The sequence below is a fragment of the Rheinheimera mesophila genome (assembly GCF_000986865.1).
GTDB classification, from domain to species: domain Bacteria; phylum Pseudomonadota; class Gammaproteobacteria; order Enterobacterales; family Alteromonadaceae; genus Pararheinheimera; species Pararheinheimera mesophila.
Genome location: NZ_LAVS01000001.1, coordinates 105,180 through 118,223 on the forward strand (window position 1 = coordinate 105,180; position 13,044 = coordinate 118,223).

12 protein-coding genes are annotated in these 13,044 nt (G+C 48.3%); 3 read left to right on the forward strand and 9 right to left on the reverse strand.

Annotated elements, in window-relative coordinates; all coding sequences use genetic code 11:
* Positions 1-193: 193 nt before the first annotated feature.
* From lysS to xerD, 5 genes are all read right to left on the reverse strand, one after another.
* Positions 194-1,720, reverse strand: a complete 1,527-nt coding sequence (lysS, locus tag SD53_RS00495) for a lysine--tRNA ligase (protein ID WP_046518241.1) — start codon at positions 1,718-1,720, stop codon at positions 194-196.
* A 27-nt stretch (positions 1,721-1,747) separates the two neighbouring features.
* A protein-coding gene (gene prfB / locus SD53_RS00500; RefSeq protein ID WP_162198662.1) for a peptide chain release factor 2 occupies positions 1,748-2,846 on the reverse strand; the annotation gives its coding sequence in 2 pieces (ribosomal slippage) (positions 1,748-2,770 and positions 2,772-2,846; 1,098 coding nt in all).
* A gap of 135 nt (positions 2,847-2,981) precedes the next feature.
* The gene (recJ, locus tag SD53_RS00505; protein ID WP_046518243.1) at positions 2,982-4,703 is read right to left on the reverse strand and encodes a single-stranded-DNA-specific exonuclease RecJ; all 1,722 of its coding nucleotides are present in this window, start codon (positions 4,701-4,703) and stop codon (positions 2,982-2,984) included.
* Positions 4,704-4,724: 21 nt separating this feature from the next.
* Positions 4,725-5,432, reverse strand: a complete 708-nt coding sequence (gene dsbC / locus SD53_RS00510; RefSeq protein WP_046518244.1) for a bifunctional protein-disulfide isomerase/oxidoreductase DsbC — start codon at positions 5,430-5,432, stop codon at positions 4,725-4,727.
* Between the two features lie 21 nt (positions 5,433-5,453).
* Complete coding sequence (gene xerD, locus SD53_RS00515) at positions 5,454-6,359, reverse strand: site-specific tyrosine recombinase XerD (RefSeq protein WP_106693113.1); 906 nt, start codon at positions 6,357-6,359, stop codon at positions 5,454-5,456.
* A gap of 93 nt (positions 6,360-6,452) precedes the next feature.
* Between xerD and fldB the strand changes: the two genes are divergently transcribed.
* Positions 6,453-6,989: a flavodoxin FldB gene (gene fldB, locus SD53_RS00520; RefSeq protein ID WP_046518390.1), complete on the forward strand. Its 537-nt coding sequence runs from the start codon at positions 6,453-6,455 to the stop codon at positions 6,987-6,989.
* On the opposite strand, the gene SD53_RS00525 is transcribed toward fldB, so the two are convergent.
* The 3 genes from SD53_RS00525 to SD53_RS00535 form a co-directional block, all read right to left on the reverse strand.
* Positions 6,986-7,720: a substrate-binding periplasmic protein gene (locus SD53_RS00525; protein WP_241481725.1), complete on the reverse strand. Its 735-nt coding sequence runs from the start codon at positions 7,718-7,720 to the stop codon at positions 6,986-6,988. The two genes, fldB and SD53_RS00525, sit on opposite strands and share 4 nt — an antisense overlap.
* A 145-nt stretch (positions 7,721-7,865) precedes the next feature.
* Complete coding sequence (locus SD53_RS00530; RefSeq protein ID WP_046518245.1) at positions 7,866-9,059, reverse strand: amino acid aminotransferase; 1,194 nt, start codon at positions 9,057-9,059, stop codon at positions 7,866-7,868.
* A gap of 52 nt (positions 9,060-9,111) precedes the next feature.
* Positions 9,112-9,801, reverse strand: a complete 690-nt coding sequence (locus SD53_RS00535) for a GAF domain-containing protein (RefSeq protein WP_046518246.1) — start codon at positions 9,799-9,801, stop codon at positions 9,112-9,114.
* Positions 9,802-10,066: 265 nt separating this feature from the next.
* Here SD53_RS00535 and SD53_RS00540 point away from each other — a divergent pair, with 265 nt between their 5' ends.
* Positions 10,067-10,465 carry a translation initiation factor gene (locus tag SD53_RS00540; RefSeq protein ID WP_046518392.1) on the forward strand — a complete coding sequence of 133 codons (399 nt, stop codon included), beginning with the start codon at positions 10,067-10,069 and terminating at the stop codon, positions 10,463-10,465.
* 27 nt (positions 10,466-10,492) lie between these two features.
* The gene (locus tag SD53_RS00545; protein WP_046518247.1) at positions 10,493-11,290 is read left to right on the forward strand and encodes a response regulator; all 798 of its coding nucleotides are present in this window, start codon (positions 10,493-10,495) and stop codon (positions 11,288-11,290) included.
* A 39-nt stretch (positions 11,291-11,329) separates the two neighbouring features.
* On the opposite strand, the gene SD53_RS00550 is transcribed toward SD53_RS00545, so the two are convergent.
* A complete protein-coding gene (locus tag SD53_RS00550) occupies positions 11,330-13,003 on the reverse strand; it encodes a M28 family metallopeptidase (RefSeq protein WP_046518248.1) in 1,674 nt (557 codons plus the stop codon).
* Between the last annotated feature and the right edge of the window lie 41 nt (positions 13,004-13,044).

Sequence of the window (13,044 nt, forward strand, 5' to 3'; positions counted from 1 at the left end):
GACCCCTGAGACGCCATTGGCAATAAAGAATTTACGAACTTAGGACGGGGGGAAATTATAACAAAGGGCAGCTTGCTGCTCAATCAAAAGGCAGGATAAAAAAATAATAAATCACAGAGGCATTGTTGCACCCGCGATTTGATAGCTAAAACAGTCAAAAAAGGCAGCTTGCGCTGCCTTTTAAATCAAAGCCTTATGAGCCGTGCTTGTCTGTATGACGCATATGCGGGAACAGAATGACGTCACGGATGCTTGGCGCGTCGGCCAGTAACATCACTAAACGATCAATACCAATGCCCTGACCTGCAGTTGGCGGTAAACCATGTTCCAGTGCGGTGACGAAATCTTCGTCGTAGTACATGGCTTCATCATCGCCCGCTTCTTTTTGCGCAACCTGCTCACGGAAACGTTCAGCCTGATCTTCAGCGTCGTTTAACTCGCTAAAGCCATTGCCTAATTCACGACCACCGATAAAGAACTCAAAACGGTCCGTGATTTCCGGATTGTGATCATTACGGCGTGCCAGCGGAGAAATCTCTGCCGGGTATTCAGTGATAAAAGTCGGTTGTTGCAGCTTGGTTTCGACCAACTCATCAAAGACTTCCATCAGAATACGGCCATGGCCATAGTTGTCTTTCACTTCAATACCCAGAGACTTGGCCAAAGCAGCGACGGCTTCACGGGTCGTTAACTGTTCTAACTTCACTTCCGGGTTGTAGTGCAGAATAGATTCAGTCACTGACATCCGGGCAAAAGGTTTACCAAAATCAAATACATTGCCCTGATACTGCACTTCAGTGGTGCCTAACACAGACTGAGCCAAGCCACGGAATAACTCTTCGGTGATATCCATCAGGTCGTTGTAGTCGGCATAGGCCCAGTAGAATTCCAGCATAGTAAATTCCGGGTTATGACGGGTGGATACGCCTTCGTTACGGAAGTTACGGTTCAGCTCAAACACTTTTTCAAAACCACCGACCACTAACCGCTTTAAATACAGCTCTGGTGCAATCCGCAGGAACATTTGCATATCCAGCGCATTATGGTGAGTCTCGAACGGACGGGCCGAAGCACCACCAGGAATGCTTTGCAGCATTGGGGTTTCAACCTCTAAAAAGCCTTTGCTGTTAAAAAACTGACGGATATAGGCCACAGTTTTTGAGCGGATTAAGAAGGTTTTGCGCGATTGCTCGTTGACAATCAAATCTAAATAACGCTGACGATAACAAGCTTCCTGATCGGTTAAACCGTGGAATTTATCCGGCAATGGGCGCAGCGCTTTGGTCAGTAAACGCACTTCATCTAACCAAACCGTCAACTCACCGGTCTGAGTTTTAAACAACACACCGCTACCGCCAATGATGTCGCCCAAATCCCACTTCTTAAAGCCTTCGTTGTAGACATTCTCAGGCAGGCTGTCGCGGGCAACATAAAGCTGCACCTTGCCGCCGACGTCCTGAATAGTCGCAAAGCTGGCTTTGCCCATCACCCGGCGTAGCATCATACGGCCGGCCACTGTGACACGGATTTGCTGCTGTTCCAGCTCTTCTTTACTCAGGTGCTCATACTGGGCATGAATTTGATCCGAAGTGGCGTCACGACGAAAATCATTTGGAAAAGGATTGCCTTGCTCACGTAATGCAGCCAGCTTGTGTTTTCGCTCAGCAATCAGTTTGTTGACGTCCTGATGTTCTTCGATAGGAGTATTCTGTTCAGACATAGTAAATTCCTGATTTTTTGAGCTAAATTACAAACCGGCTTTTAAGCTGGCTTCGATAAATTTGTCTAAATCGCCATCCAATACCGCCTGGGTATTGCGGGTTTCGACACCTGTGCGTAAGTCTTTAATCCGCGAGTCGTCCAGCACATAAGAACGGATTTGACTGCCCCAGCCGATATCCGATTTGGTGTCTTCCAGCGCTTGTTTTTCCGCATTTTGTTTTTGCAGTTCAAACTCATACAACTTGGCGCGTAACTGTTTGTAGGCGTTATCGCGGTTTTTATGTTGCGAGCGGTCATTCTGACACTGCACCACTATATTGGTCGGTAAGTGAGTAATACGCACCGCTGAGTCGGTTCTGTTAACGTGCTGACCACCAGCACCCGAAGCACGGTAGGTATCTATCCGTAAATCCGCCGGGTTGATTTCGATTTCAATATCGTCATCGACTTCAGGTGAGACAAACACGGACGCAAAAGAGGTATGACGGCGGTTGCCAGAGTCAAACGGGCTTTTACGGACTAAACGATGCACACCGGTTTCAGTGCGTAACCAGCCGTAGGCATATTCGCCGGTAAATTTAATAGTACAGCCTTTGATGCCAGCGACGTCACCGTCAGTCACTTCATACAGTTCAGGTTTAAAGCCTTTGGCTTCACCCCAACGTAAATACATCCGCATCAACATGCTGGCCCAGTCCTGCGCTTCAGTGCCGCCAGAACCGGATTGGATATCCAAATAGCAATCGGCCGGATCGCTTTTGCCGGAGAACATACGACGGAACTCCAGCTTGGCGAGCTGTGCCTCCAGATCGGCCAATTCAGCCTGAGCTTCATGGAAAGTCGCTTCGTCTTCGGCTTCAATGGCTAACTCGACCAAGCCAGCTACGTCCTCCAGGCCCTGATCTAGCTTGTCGATGGTGCCGACCACTTGCTCTAAGGCGGAACGCTCTTTGCCTAAAGCCTGAGCATACTCAGGTTTATTCCAGACGGCAGCATCTTCCAGCTCGCGGCTGACTTCTTCTAACTTCTCTTTTTTGGCGTCGTAGTCAAAGATACCCCCGAAGCACGTTGGTGCGTTCAGTCAGATCTTTGATGGCGTTGTATACCGGATTTACTTCAAACATGATTTAAGGCGCTTAGAAAAAAATTGGTGGCGATTGTAGCAATTTTTCTGCGGACATGCAGCCATCCCGATGATTTTCTCTGGAGTAAGCTGCAGAGCCACTGAATTATCGCCCTGCAGCCGGGTGATGAGCAGACTAACCGATTTTTTCAATCAGCCGGACTAACAACTGTACCGACTGTTGCTCACGGTAGTCGTTGATATCCAACTGATAGGCCATGCGGATTTTTTTCACGTTAGCATCGGGCCAGGCTTTGTTGTCGGCATTAAACCAAATCGCATCGACCAGGTTGCCGTCACTGCATTCGAGCATCAGCTTCAAATGTTTATCGGCCAGCAGACGTTGTTGACGAATGATAAATTCGCCTTCAAACACCGGCTCAGGAAAGGCTTGCCCCCAGGGCCCGGCTTGCTGTAGCAGTTGCGCAAAAGGCACGGACAAACAGTCAGTGCTTAAATCCCCGTCTGTGTAAAGCACAGCGGTCAACAGCTCTGGTGTCAGGTACTTTTTCGCCACAAAATTCAGCGCCAGTTTAAAAGTTTCAAACCGCTCCTGCGCAATAGTGAGGCCTGCCGCCATGGCATGGCCACCAAACTTTTTAATCAGGCCAGGGTATTGCGTTGAAACTTCGTCTAATAAATCGCGGATATGCAAGCCAGGAATTGAACGGGCAGAACCTTTGAGCTCTCCCTCGTCCCCTTGCGCAAACACCAGCACAGGTCTGTGGTATTGCTCTTTAATCCGCCCCGCTAAAATACCTATGACGCCCTGATGCCAGTCACTTTGGTACAGACATAAAACATCCGGCAACTCTTCAGAAGCAAAAGACAACCGCTGTAAATAGGCCAAGGCTTCCTGCTGCATGCCCTGCTCTATTTCACGGCGCTCGACATTTAAGCTATCAAGCTCTGCCGCATACAGACGGGCCCGGGGTAAATCAGGCGCTAATAAACAACTGATGCCCAATCCCATATCATCCAACCGCCCTGCTGCATTTAAGCGGGGTGCTAAAGCAAAACCAAAATCCTGCGCTGTGAGTTTTTCCGCTTTGCGATTGGCGACATCAATTAAAGCCTGGATGCCAGGCCGGGCTTTGCCACTGCGAATACGTTGCAGGCCCTGATGCACCAGAATTCTGTTGTTGGTGTCCAGCGGCACCACGTCGGCCACTGTACCCAATGCCACCAAATCTAATAGCTCAGCTAAATTGGGTTCAGGCTGAGCTTCGGTAAAATAGCCTTGGATCCGAAGTTCAGCGCGCAGTGCCAACAGCAGATAAAAAGCCACACCCACCCCGGCTAGTTGTTTGCTGGGAAAATCGCAGCCCGGCTGGTTTGGATTGACAATGGCATCGGCATCCGGCAGTTCGTTACCCGGTAAGTGGTGGTCTGTCACCAGCACTTTGACGCCCATTTTTTTTGCCAGCGCTATACCGTCTAAGGCTGAAATACCATTGTCGACTGTGACTATTAACTGAGCGCCCTGAGCTACGGCAATTTCAGCCATTTCCACAGATAAGCCATAGCCATACTCAAAACGGTTGGGAACCAGATACTCCACATGTTTAAAACCCAGACTTTTTAAGCCGGTCAGCAAAGTGGCTGTGCTGGTGGCGCCATCAGCATCGAAATCGCCAACTATGACAACATGCTGTTGCTGCTGTAACGCATCCATCAGCAAAGCCACGGCAGCAGTCATGCCTTTGAGCAAAGTAAAAGGTAATAACTGGGCGGCCCCCCTTGCCAGTTGCGTAGAGCTTTCGATACCACGACTGGCGTAAATACGCTGGATCACCGGATGGAACTGAGCAAGCTCAGCAGAAATCGCCGGTACAGGCCGGCGCTGTAATTCTTTCATGATACTCAAGGATGGTTCCGCTTAAGATGCATTCTGACTCAGGGCGGCCACTAAAGCTGCAGCGGGTTGATAACCTGGGATCAGGCGACCATCAGGTAAGATCAGAGCCGGAGTGCCGTTGATACCAAAACTCTGGCCTAACTCGTAATGCTGAGCCACTTTATTGGCGCAACTGGCTTGTTGTACCGCTTTGCCATTTTTCGCATCTGTCAGTGCCTGCTTGTTATCTTTGGCACACCAGATCGATTGCAATTCATCGTAAGTCGCAGACTGAATTCCACCACGTGGGAAAGCCAGGTAGCGCACGGTAATACCCGCCTTATTCAGATCAGCCATTTCGTGATGTAACTTACGGCAATAGCCGCAGCTAGTGTCTGTAAAGACATGGATCACATATTTTTCGTCGGCCGCCTTAAACTCAATCACCGAGTTATCAAATTCTTTGACACCTGCTTTGCGGATATCTTTGAGTATGTCCTCGTTCACCAGCTTTTTGTTTTTTAAGTCATAAATATTGCCTTCAAACAGATACTGCTTGTTGTCCGACATAAAAAACAACCCTTTGTCCGTTTGCACCTGCAACATACCGGGCACGGTGGAGTCAGCCACAGCTTTGACCGTTAACCCCACCTCAGAAAAGGCTTTATTCACTTCAGGTAACAGCGCCTGGGCTGCTAATCCTGTACTTAAAAAGGCTGCCATAACGGCGAGATAACTAAACTTCTTCATCTTTGTTTCCTGATCCGCAGGTTAGCCCCTGGGATGATGTTGTTGATGTAAACTTTTCAGACGCGCTTGCGCCACATGGGTATAAATTTGGGTCGTTGATAAATCACTATGCCCCAACAATAACTGGACAACCCGTAAATCAGCGCCATGATTCAATAAATGCGTCGCAAAGGCATGTCGTACCGTATGCGGAGACAATTCTGCACTAATGCCTGCCACTTTGGCATAAAACTTAATCCGGTGCCAGAAGGTTTGTCGGGTCATTTGCTGGCCTCTGCTGCTAGGAAACACCACATCACTTTGACCATCGAGCAATAAGCCACGGCCCTGGTGCAGATATTGATCCAGCCAATGCACTGCAGTTTCCCCCAAAGGCACCAGCCGTTCTTTTTTACCTTTGCCTGTGACCCGGACTAAACCCTGACGCAAATTAATTTGCTGCAAAGTTAAAGCAACGAGCTCTGAGACCCGAAGACCGGCGGCATACAGAATTTCTAACATTACTTTGTCGCGAAACTGAATTAAATCACTGACATCAGGCGCAGCTAATAATAAGTCCACATCCTGCTCGGACAGCGTTTTAGGTAAAGAGCGGCCAATTTTTGGATTAAAGACATCAGCTAAAGGGTTTTCACTGATCTGTCGGGTTTTGTGCAGGTAACGATAAAACCGGCGCAGACTGCTCAACGCTCTGGAGGTACTGCGCGGACTAAAGCCCTGATCCACTCTGTAAGCCAGATAATTATTCAGCAGTAGTTGATCGACAGTGGTCAGTTGCTGGCCCTGTTGCTGTAAAAACAACGCAAATTTAGTCAAATCTGTACCATAAGCGCTTAAGGTGTGTTCACTGACGCCTTTGTCCAACCACAACTGATCTAAAAACGCCTGAATAAGCTGTTGTTCTGAAACGGCCAACACCTTTGCCACTTAGTACTCCCGGGTTAATTTACTTTGTCTGACTTTGTTGGCTCAGACGCATCTGCTACACTGCCGGCCACACAACATGCTGAGTCATATCAGATGAAAATTGGTCTTTTTTACGGCTCTACGACCTGCTATACCCAAATAGTGGCAGAGAAAATTCAGGTCCTTTTAACTGCGGACCCGAGCCTGCCCGATGGCAGCAGTGTAACACTTCATAATATTAAAGATCAGCCTCTGACGCTGATGACAGACTACGATTTGCTGATTTTAGGCATATCGACCTGGGATTTTGGTGAGTTGCAAGAGGATTGGGAAGCGCACTGGGACGACATCACACAGGTTGATTTAAGCGGAAAAATTGTCGCTATCTATGGCATGGGCGATCAACTGGGATATGCTGAATGGTTTCAGGATGCAGTAGGAATGTTGCATCAGGCGATAGCGCCGCAAGACTGCATCCGGATCGGATTTTGGCCAACTGCAGGGTATGACTTCATCGCCTCCAAAGCTGTCACTGCAGACGGTGCATGGTTTTATGGGTTGGCACTGGATGAGGAAAATCAATATGACCAAACCGATCAGCGGCTGAATCTGTGGCTGACTCAGTTGATGAATGAGCTGGTCGCGCTTTAAAAACGGCCAGCCATCACGTTCTGATACAAGGCGGTAGTCTGCACCTGAAGATGGGCTTGTTGTAGCTTTTTTACCAGTGCAGGGTCAGTGTCCTTACTGGCCGCCAAATAGGTTTTTTGCTCAAGCTGTGGGATAGCCAGCACAAAACGTGTGCTCCCTTGGGGTTGCACCAACTGTCGCTCCATTAATCTCAACGCGGCTTCGTCATCTATGACATAATCTACTTTGCCTTTGAGCAATAAGCGCCAGGATTCAAGAATATCCGCTGAAAGCTGCAGCTCTTTACCAACTCTCATTCCCTGTTGCTTTAACCAATGATAAGAGAAATCGTCTCTTTGCACCGCAATCACAGCAGAACCTAAGTCTTGCAAATGATTCGGAGCCAAATCAGTACGTTCGGCCAGCCGGACTAAACCTAACCTGTAGTTCGCCACAGGACCAATCCAGTGGAATTCGTTCTCCCGCTCTGCGGTTCTGGCGATATTGTAAATCAGCACGTTAGGCACAGAGGTAGCGATATAAAAGGCTCTGGCCCAGGGATACACTTCGATGCGGCTTTGCAGCCCCGCCTGTTGTAACGTAGCCTCAACAATTTGTGTGCTGACCCCGGCAACCCGGCCATTTTCAACCGTCTGGTGTGGCGGTGATAACTCGGTCACGATCCGCAGCGACGCAGCTTCAACACCGATCACTGATAAAGCAAACAAAACAGCCACTGCGCGTTTTATCACGACTGAACCTCAAGCCTGTGGAGTAGTTTTTATACAACTTGTATTTATGCTAGCTTAATTCAGCATTGCTTTCCTGCCACGGAGTATTTGACCGGCAAGCAAAAGGGTGGCATACGCCACCCTTCTGTCGGTTCTGCCCGCTAATTTAGGCTTTTAACACCTGCGCCATGGCTTTGGCGAAATAATCGATATTGCTGTGATTTAAACCGGCAATACTGACACGGCTTGAGCCTACCATGTAAATACTGAACTCTTTGCGCAGACGCTCAATTTGCTCTTTGTTAATGCCGAGGAACGAGAACATACCATGTTGTTTGGTGATGAAACTAAAATCCTGTGTGATCCCCTCAGCGACAAATTTATCAATAATCAACTGACGGTAGTCATTGATACGATTGCGCATGACCGCCAGTTCCTGATGCCACAAGGCGGTTAATTCCTGACTGTCCAGAATATGGCTGACAATAATAGCGCCATGCGCCGGTGGCATAGAGTAGATACTACGCACCACGCTTAACAACACTGATTTTGCAATCTGTGTGATTTTGCTGTCTGCTGTGACTATGCTACAGGCCCCTATACGCTCACGGTATAAACCGAAGTTTTTCGAGCAGGAGCTGCATAAAATCAGTTCATCCACCAGATCGGCAACATAACGCAGACCTTGAGTATCCTCCTCCAGACCTAAACCAAAGCCCTGATAGGCCATATCGACCAGCGGGGTAAAACCTTTTTCTTTAGCTAAATGGGCAAATTGTTTCCACTGTTCAAAGTTCAAATCCATACCACTTGGGTTATGGCAGCAGGCATGTACCAGCACCACATCACCGGCTGGCACCTGTGCCAGTTCAGCGAGCATGGCATCAAACTTCAGACCTTTGGTGTCCCAGTCGTAGTAGCTGTATTCTTTAACTTTCAGACCTGCGGCCTGAAATAAAGAAATATGGTTAGCCCAGGTAGGGTTGGTCACCCACACTGTGGCCTCTGGATTGGCTTTTTTAATAAATTCAGCAGCCACCCGCAACGCCCCTGTGCCACCCGGCGTATGAGCCGTAGTGACCCGACCAGATAACAACACTTTGTGCTGACCAAAGGCCAGTTGTTCGATATGGCGGTTAAAGGATAAATCCCCCGCCATCCCGATATAGGTTTTACTATCTTCGTTTTTTAACCGCAGCGCTTCGGCTTTTTTCACACAATCCAGCACAGCCGTATGGCCTTGCTCGTCTTTGTAGACACCTACCCCAAGGTCCACTTTCAGTGGATTTGGATCGTCTTTATAAGCGGCCATTAAACCTAAAATGGGATCGATAGGGGTCGGCTGTAAGTGCGAAAACATAGTCATTACCTATTAGTTTGCGGTGTTAAAAAATCAATTCGGTTTCATCTTATCATGCAGGCAACAAGTCTGGCAGCACAAGACAAATAGCGACCAAACGAACCAAAGCCTCTGTATGGTAGGCCTGACGTTTGAATGCTTCTGCGTCAATAATACCTGCCAGTTCACCTTTATTGTTGAATAGAGGCAAACAGGCTTCGGACAATACTTTGGGGTCACAAGTGTAGTATTCGCCACCTGCAGTCAGATAAGCAGTGACATCGTTGATCACCTTCGCCTTACCTGTCAGTCCCACTGTACTGTTATTACTGATTTGCGCAAATTCGGCCGTTAATGGAAATTCAGCGCGTGAGGCTGCACCAAAATAAGCCAGTTTGACCAGCACAGTTTCACCTTGCGGATTCTGACGTTTTTGGTAAATACCAAACCAGTCACTGTCCTTGGTCTGCTGATAGTTTTGTACTACCGCAGTTAACCGGCTCAGAGCTGCTGCTGTGGTCTGATTTTGACCTATAGTTGCAGCCAGATCATAAGGTTCATCGGCCAGTTGACCAAACAAAGAACAAGCTCCACCTTCGCCTAACTCAGGTACCTGATAAGACCAGCTCACCGCGGGCGCCGCTGCAGCAACAAGTTGTGTTTTGAGTGCGGAAACAGCGTGTTCTATCGCAGCTTCCTGCCCTTCTAATAAGGCAGCCAATCCTGACTGCTCGAGATATAAATGCACAGACACTTCAGCCATCCAGATTTCTAAAATTAGTGATAGTTTACCAGAAGCCTTTTATTTGCCAATGGCTTTTTTTGCCTCTTCAACTCTATACCCTAAGTAATTGGAGTTGTAGCAAGGCGACAAGAGATTGAGACCCAAGGAGCATAGGCCACTATGTGACTTGGGCGAGAGCGCGCAGGTAACAAAGCTGCAGCTTCAAGAACGACGGGGATAGAGCTTGCTGTTTACTTATTTGTTGTTTATCGTGCGCCTTCTAACGACTTACACAGATTATTTTATGAGTGGCAAAAAAATTTCGTTGGCCGACTGGCAACACCAATTAGGACGGCCCGCCGAACCTGCAGCAACAGCAGCAACGCACGATTTGGTCTACAGTACAGATGCTGGTCGTATTGACAAACCCAAACCACAACCCGCTATGGCGCAAAGTTTTGCTGACGGCTATGCCCGATTAAAACGTGAAACCAAAGGCCGTAATGGCAAAGCAGTGATCACTATTTCTGGCCTGGCTGAAAGCGCGGAAAAGCTGGCAGAAATAGCGGCTTTGTTAAAGAAAAAATGTGGTTGTGGTGGTTCAGTTAAGGATGGCGTGATTGAAATTCAGGGCGATCAACGCGAACTGGTGCAGCAAGAATTAACCAAACTGGGTTACAAACATAAATGGGCTGGCGGCTGACCAGCAGCTCAATACAATAGGTGTCTGATGCAACAACTCTCCCCTGCCGATTTAGCCGTTTTGCTGATTGAACCTTCAGATGTTCAACGTAAAATGATCATCAAACAACTGACCGAAGAAGGTGTTAGTCAAATCAGCACGGCGGACTCCATTGCCTCAGCTATGCTGCAACTGAAGCAACACAAAGCCGATCTGGTGATCAGCAGTTTGTACTTTGAACAAGGCACCAGCCTTGAGCTGCTGGCCAAACTGAAAAACGATAGCGATTTAGCGGATGTGCCTTTTGTGCTGATATCCTCTGAAACCAAAAAAGCTCAGTTGGAGCAATTTAAGCAATCCGGTGTTGTAGCCATTTTACCCAAGCCTTTTAATTCAGTGCAGTTAGGCAAAGCCCTCAATGCTGCGATCGACTTGTTAAGCCCGGCCGAACTGGAATTGAATTTATTTGATGTGCACGATGTTCGGGTATTGGTGGTGGACGACAGTCGTTTGGCCCGCAATCATATAAAACGTGTACTGCAGAATCTGGGGGTCCAGCATTTAACCGAAGCCGAAGATGGCCAACAAGCCATTACTCTGCTGCAAAACACCATGTTTGATTTGGTCGTCACCGACTTTAATATGCCGGAAGTGAATGGTCAGGAACTCACTCATTACATTCGTGAGCACAGTCAGCAAAGCCATATTCCTGTGCTGATGGTCACCAGCGAAGCCAACGAGTCACATCTGGCTAATATTGCACAATCTGGTGTCAATGCACTCTGTGACAAACCCTTTGAACCTGAAACAGTGCGCGCTTTATTAAGCCGTATTATGGAACACTAACAGCAAGAAGGGTCAGAGCGCGAGCTCTGACCCGGGGTATTACTTCTGCCTGTTGTAGTCTTTGCCAAAAATCTTGCCAAAGAAACTGTCTTTTAACCAGACAGGACGTTGTGGGTTGTTTGCCACTTCAGTGGTGATACCAAAGTTAATGTCGGCAAATGTGGCCCCCGCATCATAACGAATAACGCCAAAATCAGCCGTTAAGCCCGCTTTGTCGTCCGTGGGTTTGTGGTAATGCTTGGCAAAAAACTTACCCCAGACTTCGCCACCTTTTTGCTTTGGATCTTTGGAGGTAAAACCTGTCATCAAAAATACTGAGGGCACACCTTTTTGCACTAAAGTGTAATGGTCTGAACGGGTAAAGATTGCCTGTTCCGGCATAGGATCCGGGCTTTGGGTAATGCCCACAGCGGCGGCTGCAGTATCTACTGTTGCCCCTAAACTGGAGTGATTGGCACCAAAGGCGACGATATCAGCAAAAGGGTACAACAGCACTGGCATATCGATATTGACGTTTGCCACCAGTTTGTCGATCGGACGGGTTGGATAATGGGCAAAATAATCAGCACCCAATAAACCTTTTTCTTCCCCTGTCACAGCCACAAACAACAAAGAACGTTTTGGCCGCTGTGCCTGCTGTGCAAATAAACGCGCCGTTTCCAGCATAATGCTGACGCCGGCGGCGTTGTCCATCAGGCCGTTATTGATTTTGTCTTTGCTGCGTACGTCGTTGGAAAAACCTATGTGATCGGAGTGTGCGGTCACGACCACATACTCATCTTTCAGCAGCGGATCTGAACCTGGTAATAACGCAACCACGTTCGGACTGCTGATATCCTCCATCGTCGAGTCACGCTTTAAATTGACTGTGCCTTTCAATTCAAAACCTGAAGGCACTTTTTCAGCCGCCAGATCAGCAAAGATATCATCTAAAGAACGGCTGGCTCCGGCAAATAACAACTTAGCCGCATCCGGATGCAGATACGCCGAGCCTGTCAGAGACTCAAATTCACCTTCAGCTTTACCATCTTTGTGCAACCAGCGCATACGGGGGCTGGTCAGGTACATTAGGCTGTTGGCATAAGGCCGGACTTTTTCTTCTGAGGGAGTATGCAACGTAATGACACCTACAGCTCCGCGCTCTGCGGCATTTTCTGCTTTTAAGCTTTGAATATGAGCCGCTTCCTCACTAGGTAAAGACTTAGGACGGCCACTGAGCATCACTACAATTTTGCCCTTCACATCCAGATTGGCATAATCGTCCAGGTTAAATTCTTTCGACACCAGGCCATAACCAACAAACACCAGAGGCGCGGTTACATCCACCTTGGCATGTAACGTACTGGGGCCGGTAAAAAACTGTTTCGGATAGTCAAAATGGGTTGTGTTACCATCGACTGTCAGTGACATTTTGGCGCTGTTTTGTACCAGCAACGCTTTACGCATAGGCACAGACTGAAAATAGCCCTGTTCGCCCGCAGGCTCTAAACCTAACGCCGCCAGTTGAGTGGCGATATAGTTGGAGGCGATTTGATGACCCCGACTGCCTGTATCACGGCCTTCTAAGCTGTCATCACCTAAAAAGGCCATATGGGCCTCAATAGCTTTTGCACTGGCTTTAGGTTGCACAACCTCAGAAGAGGGGGCAGTGCTGCTTTGGCATCCGGTCAGCATCAAGAGAGCGGATAGCGCACTGATTGACATCAGTTTCATAAAGTTTCCTTAAAAATTCAGGGGCTTTCGCCCCTGACTGT

Excerpts from the sequence above, each read along its gene's own strand:
- lysS (WP_046518241.1), bottom strand. The coding sequence starts at position 1,720 with ATGTCTGAACAGAATACTCCTATCGAAGAACATCAGGACGTCAACAAA.
- SD53_RS00540 (WP_046518392.1), top strand. The coding sequence starts at position 10,067 with ATGAGTGGCAAAAAAATTTCGTTGGCCGACTGGCAACACCAATTAGGA.
- recJ (WP_046518243.1), bottom strand. The coding sequence starts at position 4,703 with ATGAAAGAATTACAGCGCCGGCCTGTACCGGCGATTTCTGCTGAGCTT.
- SD53_RS00550 (WP_046518248.1), bottom strand. The coding sequence starts at position 13,003 with ATGAAACTGATGTCAATCAGTGCGCTATCCGCTCTCTTGATGCTGACC.
- SD53_RS00535 (WP_046518246.1), bottom strand. The coding sequence starts at position 9,801 with ATGGCTGAAGTGTCTGTGCATTTATATCTCGAGCAGTCAGGATTGGCT.
- SD53_RS00545 (WP_046518247.1), top strand. The coding sequence starts at position 10,493 with ATGCAACAACTCTCCCCTGCCGATTTAGCCGTTTTGCTGATTGAACCT.
- dsbC (WP_046518244.1), bottom strand. The coding sequence starts at position 5,432 with ATGAAGAAGTTTAGTTATCTCGCCGTTATGGCAGCCTTTTTAAGTACA.
- fldB (WP_046518390.1), top strand. The coding sequence starts at position 6,453 with ATGAAAATTGGTCTTTTTTACGGCTCTACGACCTGCTATACCCAAATA.
- SD53_RS00530 (WP_046518245.1), bottom strand. The coding sequence starts at position 9,059 with ATGTTTTCGCACTTACAGCCGACCCCTATCGATCCCATTTTAGGTTTA.